Consider the following 16,586-nt stretch of genomic DNA (forward strand, 5'->3'; position numbering starts at 1 on the left):
CCTAGGCGACTCTTTTTCCATCAAACAGCCTTTAAGTAAAAACTTAGAAACTGTAACGAGCGCCTAATTGATAGCGAGCCCCCAAATCATCATAGCCCCACATCATGTTTTCATTGCGAGCATGTTCACGACGATCTTCTCCGGTCAAGTTTATACCTTCAAAAGATACAGCCAAATTGTCCGTGACGTTATAAGTAACATTCAAGTCCAATTGTGAATAAGCTTCAATGTATCCAGGGTTATTAGAGCCTGCACCAGTTCTGTTCAAGAACTTATCGCGCCAGTTGTATGCCAGACGAGATTCAAAACCAAAGTTTTCATACATCAACACCAAGTTTGCAGTATCACTAAGACCTAACAATGCAAACTGATCCGAAGTAATGTCCAAATTGTCGAATTTCACGTCACCTCTTACGATGGTGTAGTTAGCTTGAACGCCAAAGCCGGTCTCACCAAAGAAGTGTTGCACGGCAAACTCGGCACCGTAAAGTTTCGCCTCACGGTTGTTAACGGTAGTGCTAAACTCATATTCCAACAATGGATCGTCGGCATTCGGAGTAATGAACTCATACCCAGCCTGATCATTGTAATCAGATACCAATGCAGCACTAAAATCAGAAGGGTCTTGATTTGGATTAGCCAATATCTGCATCATTGTATAAAGATTAGCGTTATCAAGAGGCACCCCGATATCTTCTAGCGCGGCTTTCGCTGCCAACGCCCTCGGGCCAGAAGTTTGGTCTCGAGCATCAAACGTTTGCGTTGTGATCTCTGTTCCCGTGAAATTAATAACACGTTTTTCAAATAAACCGACTGACGCATAGCTTGCACCATCAAAATACCACTCGATAGACACATCATAATTGCTTGACTCAAGCGGCTTCAACTGTGGGTTTTGTCCTGTTGCTTGAACAGTAGTACCAGCATTCAGGGTTGAACCATTGGGCTGACCAAACGAAACCACCGACCCCAAACTCCCTAAACCAGGACGTGCAATGGTTTTGCTGTAAGACATTCTACCTATCAGGTCATCCGAAAAGTTAACGGAAAAGTCCAAGCTTGGTAACAGCACGTCATAACTTTGTCCGTCAACAGTTGGGGTGTCCGGAGACGCACTAACAGCAGTGAAGTCGTTATCCGACGACCATATATAGTAAGCCAACGGAGGGGTTTCTGAAGATGAGACTTGGTCAGTTTCTTCATAACGCAAACCTGCGAGCATGTTAACTTCAAAATCAGCTAACTGACCAACAGTGCCAAACTGGAAATAGACAGCATCCGTATCTTCTTGGATATTGTTATTACTCTTACTGTTTCGAACGCCACTTGGGTCTTCTGCATTCTCCACGCCAACATAAGCGTTTTGACCGCTGTACTCCCCTACGAGAAAATCAGCTAATACGCGTGCGTCGGCTCGAAAGCCGATATGCGGTGAATTGCCAGTGCTCGGATCATCAAACTCGCCGGCCACATCGAAAGGCTCAAAGGAGCCATCGGGGAACTCGCCAGGCGCTGAAGCACCCCAGCCACCCAACACCTGATTGTTATTACCATTATAGCTAATGGTGTTTGAGTTCATTTCACGACGCTCAAGACCAAAATCAAAACGGCTGCCATTATCGAATTCCCAATTGGCATCCAGCTTAATTTGATCTACTTCAGACAATTGCTCAACAGAGAACACACGCAATACCGAAGAACTGAGGTTTTCTTCCAAATCGGCGCCGAGAGTGTGGGTCCAGTTGGGGATATCGGCACCACTGAATTGCCAGCTAGCCCCAGTTTTGACGGTAGAGCCAATACCTACATCCAGCTCACCTGAGTGACCTGGGCCGGTGGGCAGACTCTCCATGGTGGAGCTGTGAGCATCAAGGCTTACGGTCAGTTGATCGTTGACTGCCCACTCTACGTTCAGGCCGGTTGACTCCAGAGTATCTTCCTGTGAACGATATTGTTGAGAGAAACCCACATCTCTCGTAGAAGGGCTATAGCTCTCGGTGATAAAAATTGGCGTCTTAATAGTTGAATCATCAAATTCAACACTCTCAATAAATCCACCATTTTGAACCCAAGTGGTTACTTCGCCGCGGTGCTCAGTCTGATTAGTTTGCGCGAAGGTGTAGTCCAAACTGGCAGTCAAACTATCAATAGGTCTGAACTGGAATGTAAGTTGTGCATTGGTACGATCGCGTTGACGGTCGGAGAATGTGTAACGAACATCGTTAGGGCGAGAGTAAAGCTCACCAACCTCTGGCGCATTCACGAATACGTCACTGCTTGCTGGGTTATCATAAATGGTTTGCGTATCACCCGCCCCCCATTCTGCAACTGACCAATCGTTAACGGTAGCGCCCGTGAAGCCTGAGTCACGTTCTGAATAGCTTGCACTCAAAGACACACCAAACATACCATCGTCATCAGACCAGCTGAATATACCAGAAACTTCAGGAGTCACATCATCGCCGGTGCGATTAGTGGTATCCATTATCGCTTTACCACCGACACTTACTTTAAGACCTGGATTATCTAACGGCTTGGAAGTTTTAACGTTTACTGTTGCACCAATACCACCCGTCGCGATATTAGCTTTGCTGGTTTTGTATACCTCTACACCAGAAACTGCATCTGCAGACAAGTTAGCGAAATCAAATGCACGGGAGTTACCCCCACGTGTCGAGGCATCGGCACCTGAGCTACCACCGTAGGCACTACCCGTTGGAAGGGTTCTTCCGTTCAGGGTAACCATGTTTAAGTCAGGGCCAAAACCACGGACGGTTATTTGTGAGCCTTCACCGTTATTACGATTGATTGAAACACCTGTAATACGCTGCAGAGACTCCGCAAGGTTGGTATCGGGGAATTTACCGATGTCTTCGGCAGAAATAGCATCCACAACACCCGAGGAATCACGCTTAATATCCATCGAGCGCTCAAGCGAGGCACGGATACCCGTAACAACGACCTCCTCCAGCGTTCCTTCTTGATCTTGGGCTTGGGCAAGCTGCCCCATACTAACCATTGCAGCCGAAGCGACCGCTGAAGCTATCAATTTCTTTTTAAAGTTAGATGTTTTATACATGAAGCTCTCCTTTTATTATTAATTCGGTACAGCACATACCCTTTCAAGCCAAAATAAACGTTGTGCAGGATGAGTTAACAGGCTTATGACTTCGCTTCGAGTCTAGGGCAATACCTCTTGCAAGCTTCATAAGTCCAATTTACAACTCAACCTATTAGTCAAATTGACACTAAGGGCATGTAAACTTACGTTATTAACGTCAAGGATTCAACTGTTTTTTACCTTAATAGGTAAAAGTTCCTTAGCTTTTAAAAAAAGAGTGTAACTGGCGACAAAACAAGCTTTTGGAGGCCATTAAAGGCTAGATAAACTGAATAAAAAAGCGATCCTATAGAACTGAACAGAGCTAAGATTTACCGCAGAAAGAGAGGTAACACAAGATTAAAGACACAATGAAGTCTGACTGAGGGGACACAAAAGTACATTTAGCATCACTGCGGCGTTATCGCAGCAAAATGATAATAAAGAAGTGGTATTAATAGGTATTTGAAAAGACTAGCAAGGCGAAACTAACCACCATAACCATGCAGTGCGTATCAGCATAGACGCGGATAATTTTCGCCTTCGCGGTATAGACAAATACGATATACTGCGAAGGCGTAATCAAACAAACCTTTTAACCTACATACAAGCTAAAAGGTTCTATAACTTACTGCTCAGATTGCGCTTGCTTCATGGCAATAAGCTTCTGTAAATTGCCAGTAGAGCCCATCACCCAATAAGCTCCCTGCAAAAAACCAGATGCGTGCAGCTGCTCTAACGCCTCACCACGCAAAGCCGCCAATCGTTCATGACTAATCGTATAAAAGTCTGTCAAACTAAATGACTCATCGGCAGAAACTTCGACATTGATGGTTACCTGTTCGATAAGCTCCAACTCTTCAAACTTCTGAAACATAGCCTGACTTACACTGATGCCATCGTGAATTGCATTTAAAATTTTAGCCATATGATCTAGGTAAGGCGTATTAGAACCCTGCGGTAAGAAAACCGGCCGCCCCTCTTGCTCGTTAACACGCGCATCATCTAGATCGACATGAACCATGGGCTCTTTGACAAGTTCACCATCTTTTTCACTTTCATGAAACCCAATTAAAAAAGGACCACGAGCAGCAATAGCTGGAATATAATCCGCCCGCCAGCCACCATCTTTTAAGAACAAGTTTTCTCCTTTAGCAAGCCCGAGTAAAGCATAAGATTGATACTCTCCCGTCTCGGGATTTTTACTAAATAGAATCGGATATTCTCGTTGAATATCGGCAAACTCGGTGGGAAAAGTCATCACACAATTCACATTGTTACCAAACTCTTCCCCATAGCCTTCACGCACTTTTAAGTTGGCATGTTGAACATTATTAAGCAGTACATGTTTCGTCATAGTAAAATCACTGTATTTAATTATTAGTAAAATATTCTAAGTGTTTATAAGCATTAAGACCAAAAGCAGAAATCAACCTGCATTAATCGCGAATAAAACTCTCAAGAAACTCATTATGGGTTGGCATCTTCTCTACAAAGCCAGCGATCGAGGCCCGATAATTATCCATATACGCAGTAAAATCAGCGCTACTCATATTGTCTGCAGCCGGATGGTAATGACGTGGCATGACCCCCTGCCCTAACAATACTTGATTCCAAGAGTTCGGGGTAAAAAGTTCATCAGAAGACCAGTGAATTCGACCCGACTCCTGATAAATCTCCATCCGTGTTTTTAAAGATTCTGGAACCTCCATATCCCGACAGTAGCGCCAAAAATCACTGTCATCACGCTGGGTTGCCTTATAGTGCAGCAAGATGAAATCCCTAAGATCCAGCAGCTCATTACGCGCTTGACGGTTATATTCATCGACATCGACCTGCTGGACACCATCGACCGGGATCATCCGCATTAAGCGCACCACAGCAGAGGATATCAAGTGAATACTGGTTGACTCCAGCGGCTCAATAAAACCACTAGATAAACCAATGGCAACACAGTTTTTATGCCACGATTTTTTCCGTTTGCCCGGTTTAAAACCTATCACTCGAGGCTCAGTAATCAAATCACCAGAAACATTTTGCAACAGAAAATCAGTCGCCGCCTGATCGCTCAAGTACTTGCTTGAATACACCAAGCCATTACCCACACGGTTCTGCAGAGGGATACGCCACTGCCAACCATTGGCGTGCGCTCTAGAGCGCGTGTAAGGGGTTAATATTTCATCTGCCTGCGTTTGTACGGCTACGGCTCTATCGCAAATAAAATAGTTCGACCAGTCCTCATAACCAACGTGCAACGCCTGTTCAATAAGTAGCCCTCTAAAGCCCGTGCAGTCAACAAATAAATCGCCGGTTATGGCCTCTCCCGAGGCTAAGTGTAACGCGTGAATACTGCCATCGTCAGAGTCAAGCTCAACACGCTTAATAGTTCCCTCAATACGATTAACACCACGCGCCTCACTGACTTTACGCAAATATTTTGCGTACAAACCAGCGTCTAGATGGTAAGCAAAGCCCATTCGGGGATTTTTAGTAATAGCAAATTTACCCGCTTTAGATGCTTGCGCTTCTACCGAGTAATCCCAATACTTATGAGCATCTCCTTCGCGCTTGGATCGCAACCAATAATGTTGAAACTGTCCTGCCCAAAACTCACGTCCGGTATCGCCAAACGAATGGAAGTAACTATCACCAATAGCCCCCCAGTTTTCAAACTGGATGCCTAACTTAAAAGTAGCATTGGTCTCTCGGACAAACTCCTGCTCTTGTAATTGCAAAAGTAAATGGAAGGTCTGCAGCGTTGGAATAGTCGCCTCGCCCACGCCAACGGTTGGGATGTCGTCAGATTCAATTAAAGTCACTGTAGCGCAATGGCCTAATTGAGACACCAAGGCGCAGGCAACCATCCATCCAGCGGTTCCGCCCCCTGCCACCACTATATTTTGCTTCGCGTTATTCTCCACAGAACCTCCGTTAGATTATCTTTTTAATCTGCCCAGCAACCATGCTCGTAATTTTCTTGCCTCTATCTCGTCCAAAGCATTAAGAAAGCCACGAGCAGCCTCGGGGATATGATCGTATTTATTATCTTGCTCACTAAAGATGTAGTGGTTAAATATTTCCTGCCAAGCCGATTTTTCTTTTTTAGGCAAATCACGTATGGCTAATATGGCATGGCACAGAGCATCCATCGGCGAGTCCATAAAGGGCTTGTCATCTCGCCACCAATAATTCACCAAACCATTAACCGGAGCTAACGATTCCACATGATGCCACCACATAGCGGGAATAAACAATGCATCGCCTGGGTTTAAATCAATCACATAAGAGGCGTCTTGTGCCGCCTTAAAATTGGGGAATATTTCAAAATCTGGCCGCTTAAAATCAACCATACTAACCACCTGCCCCGACGGAGTTGGCTGCAAAGGACCTAAATATAGATTTTTAAGCTGCTCGGGCGGGAATAATGTAAATCGCCGTTGACCGGCAATACAACAGGCTAAATTATCTGGGGAATCAAAGTGAGCGGCTATCCGGCTACGATTACCTAACCAAATACTCGCCAAGGGATTAACGTTAGACAGTGGCAGATCGTTATCAGCGCTAAACCCGGGCAGGCAGCGCTCGACTGTCGTGGAGCCAACATAATAAGTATCAGGCTGATCCGACTCTTTACTCGTTAATACACACTCAAGGATCGTCAGCAGTGATTCTCGCGCCGATGAGAAATTCATCGCTTGGGCGTCATCGGTATAAAAAAAACGCCCCTCTTGCTCGTACCCAGTTTTATAGTAGGTAACTGGCGAACCTTTATAAAAACTTGCTAAATACTCGCAAAAACTGTCATCAGACTGTTTAGCTCGCTGCACCACAGGCCAGTGCGCCACCAGCCCTTTAAATAGAATGGGAGCATTCCCCTCACCAATGCGTGACAAAACGTCATTAGGTGCCACTTGCGATTGTTGCTTAATGCAGCGCTCAGAGATGCTCATCCGATCTATTACACCTTTTTTAAACCGTGTTTTTTAATACTGTTTAACAGAGCACGGTTAGTATTCATACTGCGCACATATTTCTCATACAACTTTTGCGCTTGCATCACAGCCTCGCGCCCGCCCTCTAAATTAAACGAGCTACGGCCCAGATCTGGGTAGCGCGTCTCAAAACCTAAACCATACAGTACATACTGGTAACTTGCAGCGGGAAATATTTCTTCAGCGTGTAAAAAGTCCCGCTCATAGGGTGGCCGACTACGCCACAACTCAAGCTTTTCTTGCAGCTCTTTAGACGCACTTTTAATATCTGTCGCCGCGCGCCAATAAGCACTATCGCGTCGCTCTGACAACAAATAATGCAATTTTAAAAATTCAATAATCCGCTGCCAACGATAGCTAAATATCTCATTAAAGCGTCGTGCGACTATATCCATTTCGGCTCGAGTATTGGGCAGCTCATCGCGAATCATAGTAACCGACAGTTCAACTAGGGCCAATGCAGAGGCTTCCAGAGGCTCGATAAAACCTGCGGACATCCCCACAGCTACACAGTTTTTATGCCAAAACTTTTCACGATGCCCGGGCTCAAAAGTCAACGAACGAAACGTTAAATCCGATATTACTTCGGGCTTAACTGACTGCGAAAGGTACGTTTCTAACTCTGGTCGGATACTGGCCTCATCGGCGTGATCGCTCGAATACACATAGCCGACGCCACGACGATTAGACAAACCTATATCCCACGTCCAGCCCGACTTTTGCGCTGTCGCAATGGTAGTACTAGCGATCTCAGCATCGTCACTAGCATAAGGAACCTGAACAGCCAAAGCTCGATCATTAATAGAATCTTGACGACAACTTTTAAAAGCGACGCCATAATGGTTACCGAGCAACAAGCTATGGGTGCCGGAACAATCTACAAATAACTCACCCTCGATAGCGCCATGAGTTCGCGTAACAAGAGCGCTTATATCGCCGTTGTCTGCCGCTTTCACTTGCTCGACATGATCAACGATGTGTTTGACACCTAGCTTGTTGACGCAGTGCTCTTTTAGCAACTGAGTAAATTTACCCGCATCAAGGTGATAACCATAATTAAGTGCACCGGCGAATTCCGGCATCGTGATTTGCTTAGGGGCCAAATGCAAGTCGCAAATACGGCCTTGTATTCCCGCAACCCAATCGTACGATTGAGAAGGGTAAGATGCCTGCCAGAGGGCATGAGCATTATGCAAGCCAAACCCAGCAGGTAAAGTAAATGGGTGAGAGTAATAGTCATCAGGCGCCCCCGTTTTCCAACCAACAAACGTGGACCCTTGTTTAAAAGAAGCGTTACAGCACAACAAAAAATCCGTCTCTGACAGACCGATCTTTTTAAGAGTGGCACGCATAGTCGGCCAAGTCCCTTCACCGACGCCGATAGTGCTTACGTCAGGGGATTCAACCACAGAGACCCTAATAGCGGGGCTTGAATCTAATCGGCGAAACTCAGCAGCTAAAATTCCAGCACAAAGCCAACCCGCGCTTCCACCACCGACAATAACAATATCATTAATCATTATTTTTACTTCTAGCTAATTAACAAATGCTGCGACGAAAGAAGCCGCTGTTTCCAGCGGCTTCTCGCGGTCAACTCTAAAACTATTAAGCTTTAGAAGGTATAACGAGCACCTACTGAGTAACGAGCACCCAGATCTTCTAAACTAAACATCTGGCTTTCTGAACGACCGTACAAGCGTGAATCTTCGCCTGTAATGTTTAAGCCTTCAGCAGACAGAGTCAGGTTGTCGGTTAACTCATAGCTAATAGAGAGATCGATTTGCGAGTAATCAGCTACATAACCTGGAGCATTACTACCACCTTGAGCTAAGCTGCTCAAGTATGCTTCACGCCAGTTATAAGTTACACGCGCCTGCCAGCGATCTTTATCGTAGATAGCCGCGATGTTGGCAGTATCACTTACGCCCAACATAGCAAACTGCTCTAGAGTGCCGGTGTTATCAACATCTAAATCAGACTCAACCATGGTGTAGTTAGCTTGCACACCAAACCCAGACTCACCAAAGAAGTGCTGTGCAGACAGCTCAACACCGGTAATTGTGTCGTCTTGGAAGTTGCTAGGCATAGTCACATCCCACTGCTGAATCGGATCTGCAGAGGTCGCTAGTACAGAAGTAGACTCATCAGCTGGATCCAAACCTTCGTTCATCAACATCATGTCATGCTGGTGAGCTTCACTGTTTGGGTTCCAAAGGCTACCGTCACGGTTCAATGTACCTTCATCGCGTAAAGCGTTGATATCAGCCAAGGCTTGATCAAAGCGAGCGCCTGAACGTGGATCACGTAAACCGTAAACTTCGCCTTGAGCAACAGTTGTTCCAATAAAGTCAGATACTTCTTTTTGGAACAACGCTATAGACATATAGCTGCCTTCGTCGTAGTACCACTCAGCCGACAAATCTAAGTTTTGCGACTCAAGAGGCGTCAACAAAGGGTTACCGCCTGAAGCTTGACGCAAGTACTGATTACTCACGCTATTTGCGGCCGCTAGGTCGCCATAAGCTGGACGAGCAATCGTCACGCTGTAAGAAGCACGTACTTTAATGTCGTCAGACAAGCTGATGTCAAAATCAACATTTGGCAAGAAGTTGTCATAGCTATTAGTTACACTCACCACACCTGGTAAGCCTGCACCGAAGACCAAAGACAGATCGTTATCACCATCCCAGCTTTGATTCTGAGGCACGTTAACACCAGCCATCGAAGTCACATCAGTTTCTTCTTGACGCAAACCAATTACGATATTTGAAGCCATGCCACCAATATCGAAAGCACCGTGGAACTGTACGTAATAGGCGGTTACTTCTTCAATAATAGTACGATCCAAAGACAGAACATTATTGGCCTGAACCTTCCCGTTCGGGAAGTCTTTAAAGTTCTCGCCAATAGCTTCATCAGTTAAGCCGCGAGCATACATCCACTCAAGAGTCTCAGCGACTCTATCGAAGTCAGCCTCAACACCAAAGTCAAGGAAATTAGCATCACCTGTGGTGCTGTCAAAGCTTGGGAAACCCTCACCAAAATCACGTGGCGAGAAGTATGAAGGCCAGTCGTTACCAAACAGGTCGGGATCTACACCACCCCAGTTACCCATGGTAATACGTGGGCTTTCACCGTTATTCATCAAAGTACTGTTGGTATCTTTACGATCTTCAACACCAAAGCTCAGGTCAGTCGCCTCAAAGAAAGCAAATCCACCAAGATCCAAAGTACCATCAATACGTACTTGCTTAATGTTGGTTTCGGTGTTGTCCCAACGCGAAGAACCCATGGCAGAGCTAATATCGCCGCCATCTAAAATGCCGTTATTGTTGCCTTTGTCAGCGCGAGAATCGTCAAAGCTAATTCCCATCAACGGCAGATCACCACTCCAATCTGAGTATTCAGCAGTAGTGATGTTGGCGTTTAGGCCTAACTCGGTTTGGGCAGTTTTGTTCTTAGCAGTTGAGTCGTGGTAATCAAGAGCCAAGTCAAAATTGTCTGTTACGTTCCACTCAAGATTAAGACCGATCGACTCCATGTTGCTGTCGCCGGTGTACTGCTGGCTAGCAAATGAGGTGTCTTTACCGGCATCTACCGAGTAGGTTTCAGAGTAAATAATAGGTGTATTTACTTCTTGTCCGCCATCAAAGGTCAACGCAGTAATAGCGCTCTCGTTATACCAGGTCGATTGCTGTGAGCGCTGAGCCTCTAAGCTATAATCGGTATAGGTATAATCTACAGTCGCAGTTAAAGAATCTACTGGACGGAATTGTAAAGTTAACTGACCGTTAATGCGCTCACGATGGTTATCTTCTAGGGCGTAACGCAGATCAGTAGGGATCGCGTAAAGCGAGCCAGCAGGCAGTGGGTTAGTGATTGTTGCACCTTCTGGAGTGCTACCGTGAGTGCCATCAGCGGCCACTTCACGCAACTGCCAGTTGTTTACAAAAGCGTTTGAACGAACGTTATCACGCTCTTGGTAAGCACCGGTGACGGCAACACCAAAAGTGCCTTCGTCGTTTGCCCAGCTGAATATGCCTGACATTTCTGGAGTTACTTCACGGCCATCGCCACCACGAGACATGGTTGTGTCGTGTACCGCTTTAACGCCAACAGAAGCGCGCGTTTCACCAACATCCAATGGACGTACAGTTTTTAAGTTAAGAGTAGCACCCAAACCACCGCCAGCAATATCAGCTCGGCCGGTTTTGAACACTTCTACACCGCTTACGCTTTCTGAGGCGAGCGAAGCAAAATCAAAGGCACGGCTCGCGCGATCGCCAGCACCGCCATCATTGGTAACCGCTGGCATATTACGGCCATTCAAGGTCACCATGTTCATGCCTGGATCAATACCACGAACAGTTACTTTAGCGCCTTCACCGTTAGTACGGGTAATAGACACACCAGCAATGCGCTGCATAGATTCGGCTAAGTTGGCATCCGGCATTTTACCGATATCTTCAGCCGAGATCGCATCAACTACACCAGTTGCATCTCGTTTTACGTCCATTGCGCGGTCAAGAGATGCGCGAATACCCGTAACAACTACTTCTTCTACCATCTCGCCATCTTGGGCGTAGGCAAACTGGCCCATACTGGCCAGTGCAGCCGAGGCAACAGCCGAGGCAATTAGCTTCTTCTTAAAATTAGATTTTTTATACATGAGGCTCTCCTTTGTTTTTATCATCAGGACTAACAGTACCGCCCCCCTCAAACCTGCACTGCATGATCTAAGGGGTTATTCGTTCTCTTGTGATTAAACGAATTTTGTTATCACTCTCTTAGAGGTGATCTTATTTGGCGCGGTCATTTACGTGCCGCATTTGTAGCGCCACGCCAAATTGGTTGATGGAAATCTACGACAACGGACATAAGGATTCAATCGCTTTTTTTACCCACACAAAATGTAACCGATTACTATTTGAATGTTAACATTAACGGGATAGTGCGACAGGCCTTCGATGGCCGTTAAATCACCCTTTATTGACCGTCGCAGTAGAATATAAATGAAAGTGCACATAGCACGACAATTGGACATTTTAGATAAGAATTATAGACTTTCAGGGACATCTATTACCTTTAGCCGTAATTTCGGCTTCAAAACAAAATGATCGCGCTACCATTTAGCTCAAAGATTATTTATCGACTGATCTAAATAATAAAAAAAATGAACTTTTTTTTAAAAATAGAGAACAAGAACCTACACTGCCCCTCAAACGGCGCAAAAATCAATCTAGCTCGGCTCCAGCCCAACAGGGACAAGGGCTGGCGGCACTCCTTAACGACAGCGCTGTCAAGACAAAAACATGTAACCGATTACATATGAACTATTTAAACTCTAAACAATATTACTCAGATCACTTAACTGTTTTTTAGTGACACCAAACAACTCAATCGACACTTTTAACAGTGTTTTATCGCCCCGAAACTTACAGCTTATAGTCAATTTGCACACTGTTGCCTTACGCCACACACCTACCCACCAACACCTACCACACAATGGCATCCAGCAAATCGCCTTAAGCCTTGTGACCTAGATAATTTTTAGCGGCATTTAACACTCAAATAAACTCGATCTGTAAGTTCTGGCTGACCCACACCGCCCAGGTTACTTAAAACATAAAGGCAAGGATTTAATAATCGCGAGGGGCATTTTCATCGCATTTTTTACAGCCTAAATAATGTCCTAGCATCGCCGCGCGCCCCATCTCAGTGGTTACCCAGTTGCGTACCACCCAAGGCGGGTTATGGCGCACATGCTGGCAGTGGCCACACTCAAGTTCGGCCACCCAATGTTGCTCACTGTCGAGGTGGTAACCCACTATAGGTTGCTGCATAAAATCTCGTATCTGTAGTGTTGTTTCACGATAAAGTACTCGAAAGCCCATCAGCCGTTGTTGCGGCAGTTAACCCGCCATGATGTGCCCACATAGGACGCCCACAACAAAAGGCCGAGTTATAGTGAGATGACTCACAAGCATAAAGAGCCGATCAAAAAGTCACTACCGCGCCCAGCTCACACTAACAGATCAAAAACACCCCAAGCAGGCTTTAAATCACGCTAGTAGTTGACTTTAAAGGCCGTTAAGGTAATCTCGGAGGTGTCGTCACAGAGCTAAACTCTGTCGCTAATTACAGTTAATCGCCATGTTAAAGCTACGGTTATGTACACAATTCTGCAATTTCTAATGTGGAGGCTTACACCTCTCTTCCCCCTATAAGGGTGCTTTTTAGCACTCCGATCTCTATCGTCTTAAAAACACCCAGTAAAGCCTAAAGCATTATTTTTTAACAAGCTGATACTTAAGCTTAGGCTCAACTGCAACACTATTATTCGATTTTAACTCACAACAAGCACTGCTTAGCGGCGGAGCTCGTTAGTTGTCATTTATTTTTTATCAACATTTTGCCATTTATATTAGGAGGCACCACGATGGGCGCTAAACCCAAGATTACACTCACCCGTGATATCTATAACACGTTATCGGCGTTAATCGATTCATTGCCAGAAGATACAATCACCGAGCAACTGCTCGACGAGCTTGAGCGCGCCAAGATTGTATCGCCACAAAAACTTCCCGCTAACGTGGTCACCATGAATTCGACGGTTACTTTTACCGTGCAGTCCACGCAAAAAACCTTCACCTATCAATTGGTGTATCCGTCTGAGCTTGATAACACCAAAGATAAATTATCCATTTTAAGTCCCGTAGGTAGCGCTTTGATAGGGCTCCAAGAAGGTACTGAAATTGTATGGCCAATATCCACCAGCCATGAAACCACTGTACACGTCGACCAGGTAATACCGCCGGCGCAAGCCTAACGGCAGTAAATATGTGCTACATTCCATGTTGATTAAATTCGCTAGGAGACAAATATGAAACTAGAATCACTGGCACTGCATTGCGGGTATGAGTCAGAACCTACCACCAAAGCGGCCACCACGCCTATTTATCAAACAACATCTTATACCTTTGACGACACCCAACACGGTGCCGACTTGTTTGACCTAAAAGTGGCGGGCAATATTTACACTAGAATCATGAACCCCACCAACGCCGTACTAGAGGCTCGCGTGGCAGCCATGGAAGGCGGGATCGGCGGTCTCGCGGTGGCATCCGGCATGTCAGCCATTACTTACGCGATCCAATGCATCGCGGCCGCTGGCGATAATATCGTTAGCACCAGCCAGCTGTACGGCGGTACTTATAATCTGTTTGCTCACAGCTTTCCGCGTCAAGGTATCGAGGTGCGCATGGCCTCGGCTGACGATTATGACAAACTCGAAAGCTTAATCGACGACAATACAAAAGCGCTGTTTTGCGAGTCTATCGGCAACCCTGCAGGCAATATTGTCGACCTAGAAAAGCTCGCCGCTATTGCCCATAAACACGGCGTAGTGCTTATCGTTGATAACACCGTAGCCACCCCATTTTTATGCAAACCGTTTGAGCTAGGTGCCGATATTGTCGTCCACTCACTGACCAAATACATTGGCGGCCACGGCACCACAGTAGGAGGCATGATTGTCGATTCGGGTAAATTTGACTGGGTGGCCAATAAAGCTCGCTACCCGATGCTGAATGAGCCCGACCCGTCGTATCACAACGTGGTTTACACCGAAGCGCTGGGTGCGGCTGCTTACATCGGCCGCTGTCGCGTGGTGCCACTGCGCAACACCGGCTCGGCCCTTGCACCACACAGCTCTTTTTTAATTATGCAGGGACTCGAAACCTTAGGTATACGCATGGAGCGTCACTGCGAAAACGCTTTGGCGGTAGCCAAGCATTTGCAGCAACACCCTAAAGTTACTTGGGTAAATTACGGCGCGCTAGAAAACAGCCCCTACTACGCCCTAAGCAAGAAAATTACCAGCGGCCATGCCTCAGGGATTTTAAGTTTTGGTATCCAAGGCGGTAAAGAAGCTGGCGCTCAATTTATTGATGCGCTGCAAATGATCTTACGCTTAGTCAATATCGGTGATGCTAAATCTTTGGCTTGCCACCCGGCTACCACCACCCACCGTCAGCTTAATGCAGACGAGCTGAAATCAGCAGGTGTATCGGAAGATTTGGTGCGGATATCAGTAGGTATCGAACATATTGAAGATATTTTAGCCGACATTAACCAGGCGTTAGATAAGGTTAAATAAACCCGTAAGTAAGCCGGCCCTGTTAGGGTCGGCTTAACCCAACCTCGTAAAACCCAAACAGCAGCCCCGCAATCTAAACGCTCCGTTTTATTGGTAGTTATGTTCGCTTCTGATCAGCTTATTATTTATCAAAAAAGGCTTTGACGCTCTCGGATTCCCACATAGTGTCTTGGTAGCCCAACTCCATTAATTGGCCGATAAACGGGTTAGAAAACAGCAAGTAACTTGCCGCCGTAGCACCACCACTTTTGGTGGTAGCACCTATTGCGCGTAAAAAGAACCTAACACTACGAGGTAAATAGCGCACATTGCGTCCGGCAATCGCATCTACGCCTTTACTGGGCGATATAATCATATTGCGTACTGGCTTAAGCTCTAAATCATGCGCGGCACGCACTTCAGGAGGGATCATCTCCAATAAAGAATTAAGCCGCTCCATATGCTCTATATCGTTTTCTAATGCATCCACAAACGCGCTATTAAGCAAGTGGCCTACTATTTGCGCCATTGATGGCGAGTGACGCACCGGTTTTGACCCGTTACCGGCCCCGCGATTGGGATGGCGGTTACCACTGACACCAATAACAAACAACGATTCGGCCCCCAAGTGCAACGCCGGGCTAATGGGCGCCAACTGCCGCAACGCACCATCACCGTAGTACTCCTGAGCAATTCTAACAGTAGGGAAGATGGTCGGGATCGCCGAAGACGCTAACAAGTGCTCCAGGCGAATATCTGTCGGGACACCGGCGCGTCGAAACCGCTTCCAACCTTCTAATTCATCGTGCCCCTGAAAAAAGCTCACAGAGCGACCCGAACTGTAGCCCATCGCAGTAATGGATATCGCGTGTAATTTTTTTGCTTCTATATTGCGGGCAATATTAGAAAGGTCGATTTTGTTTGCCAACAAGTCCCACAAAGGCGTGTTATCCAAAAGGCTTAAGGGCCGTTGACGCCCCACCCCTTCGTTGAACAACGATAAAAATATCTGCCCAAAACCTTTAGCGAAATCAGACCAACCATGACGATACACTTGGCCAATCGACAAGCTTTGCCATATCTGGGCAAGCTCGGTTACCGATTCACGAAAGTTACCCGGATGGGCCGCCAAAGCAATGGCATTGATTGCGCCGGCCGACGTGCCGCAAATAACCGGAAAAGGATTAACCGTATCGGCAGGTAGTATCTCGGCGAGTGCTTGTAGTACACCCACCTGATACGCTGCACGGGCCCCACCACCAGACAAGATAAGTGCTTTGCGGCTCATACTGCACTCACCCGTTTTAAAGAAACATTAAAACCACAAAAAATACTAATAGCTACCGCAAAAAAAATA

The 16,586-nt window shown here is 46.2% G+C and carries 10 protein-coding genes; 2 read left to right on the forward strand and 8 right to left on the reverse strand.

Annotated features, from left to right (window positions below):
* Positions 1-43: 43 nt before the first annotated feature.
* From GILYN3_RS06855 to GILYN3_RS06885, 7 genes are all read right to left on the reverse strand, one after another.
* Complete coding sequence (locus tag GILYN3_RS06855) at positions 44-3,079, reverse strand: TonB-dependent receptor (RefSeq protein WP_049722147.1); 3,036 nt, start codon at positions 3,077-3,079, stop codon at positions 44-46.
* Positions 3,080-3,728: 649 nt separating this feature from the next.
* Positions 3,729-4,457, reverse strand: a complete 729-nt coding sequence (locus GILYN3_RS06860; protein WP_049722148.1) for a SapC family protein — start codon at positions 4,455-4,457, stop codon at positions 3,729-3,731.
* An 82-nt stretch (positions 4,458-4,539) separates the two neighbouring features.
* Positions 4,540-6,021, reverse strand: a complete 1,482-nt coding sequence (locus GILYN3_RS06865; protein WP_084005163.1) for a tryptophan halogenase family protein — start codon at positions 6,019-6,021, stop codon at positions 4,540-4,542.
* 15 nt (positions 6,022-6,036) lie between these two features.
* Positions 6,037-7,050 carry a cupin-like domain-containing protein gene (locus tag GILYN3_RS06870; RefSeq protein WP_049722149.1) on the reverse strand — a complete coding sequence of 338 codons (1,014 nt, stop codon included), beginning with the start codon at positions 7,048-7,050 and terminating at the stop codon, positions 6,037-6,039.
* A gap of 8 nt (positions 7,051-7,058) precedes the next feature.
* A complete protein-coding gene (locus GILYN3_RS06875; protein WP_049722150.1) occupies positions 7,059-8,612 on the reverse strand; it encodes a tryptophan halogenase family protein in 1,554 nt (517 codons plus the stop codon).
* Between the two features lie 92 nt (positions 8,613-8,704).
* Positions 8,705-11,761 carry a TonB-dependent receptor gene (locus GILYN3_RS06880; RefSeq protein ID WP_049722151.1) on the reverse strand — a complete coding sequence of 1,019 codons (3,057 nt, stop codon included), beginning with the start codon at positions 11,759-11,761 and terminating at the stop codon, positions 8,705-8,707.
* Between the two features lie 970 nt (positions 11,762-12,731).
* A complete protein-coding gene (locus tag GILYN3_RS06885; protein WP_049722597.1) occupies positions 12,732-12,935 on the reverse strand; it encodes a DUF3565 domain-containing protein in 204 nt (67 codons plus the stop codon).
* A 596-nt stretch (positions 12,936-13,531) separates the two neighbouring features.
* On the opposite strand from GILYN3_RS06885, the gene rnk reads away from it, so the two are divergent.
* Entirely contained in the window at positions 13,532-13,921 is a 390-nt protein-coding gene (gene rnk, locus GILYN3_RS06890) for a nucleoside diphosphate kinase regulator (RefSeq protein WP_049722152.1), read from the forward strand.
* 54 nt (positions 13,922-13,975) lie between these two features.
* Entirely contained in the window at positions 13,976-15,250 is a 1,275-nt protein-coding gene (locus GILYN3_RS06895; RefSeq protein WP_049722153.1) for an O-acetylhomoserine aminocarboxypropyltransferase/cysteine synthase family protein, read from the forward strand.
* A 121-nt stretch (positions 15,251-15,371) separates the two neighbouring features.
* Here the strand turns inward: GILYN3_RS06895 and GILYN3_RS06900 are convergent, their stop codons facing one another.
* Positions 15,372-16,517, reverse strand: coding sequence for a patatin-like phospholipase family protein (locus GILYN3_RS06900; RefSeq protein ID WP_049722154.1), 1,146 nt, complete (start codon positions 16,515-16,517; stop codon positions 15,372-15,374).
* Positions 16,518-16,586: the final 69 nt, after the last annotated feature.

Origin of the sequence: Gilvimarinus polysaccharolyticus (genome assembly GCF_001187555.1) — a bacterium.
In the GTDB taxonomy this organism is placed as follows: Bacteria; Pseudomonadota; Gammaproteobacteria; order Pseudomonadales; family Cellvibrionaceae; genus Gilvimarinus; species Gilvimarinus polysaccharolyticus.

Coding starts and splice junctions, on each gene's coding strand:
- rnk (WP_049722152.1), top strand. CDS start 13,532: ATGGGCGCTAAACCCAAGATTACACTCACCCGTGATATCTATAACACG.
- GILYN3_RS06870 (WP_049722149.1), bottom strand. CDS start 7,050: ATGAGCATCTCTGAGCGCTGCATTAAGCAACAATCGCAAGTGGCACCT.
- GILYN3_RS06885 (WP_049722597.1), bottom strand. CDS start 12,935: ATGCAGCAACCTATAGTGGGTTACCACCTCGACAGTGAGCAACATTGG.
- GILYN3_RS06860 (WP_049722148.1), bottom strand. CDS start 4,457: ATGACGAAACATGTACTGCTTAATAATGTTCAACATGCCAACTTAAAA.
- GILYN3_RS06895 (WP_049722153.1), top strand. CDS start 13,976: ATGAAACTAGAATCACTGGCACTGCATTGCGGGTATGAGTCAGAACCT.
- GILYN3_RS06875 (WP_049722150.1), bottom strand. CDS start 8,612: ATGATTAATGATATTGTTATTGTCGGTGGTGGAAGCGCGGGTTGGCTT.
- GILYN3_RS06900 (WP_049722154.1), bottom strand. CDS start 16,517: ATGAGCCGCAAAGCACTTATCTTGTCTGGTGGTGGGGCCCGTGCAGCG.
- GILYN3_RS06855 (WP_049722147.1), bottom strand. CDS start 3,079: ATGTATAAAACATCTAACTTTAAAAAGAAATTGATAGCTTCAGCGGTC.
- GILYN3_RS06880 (WP_049722151.1), bottom strand. CDS start 11,761: ATGTATAAAAAATCTAATTTTAAGAAGAAGCTAATTGCCTCGGCTGTT.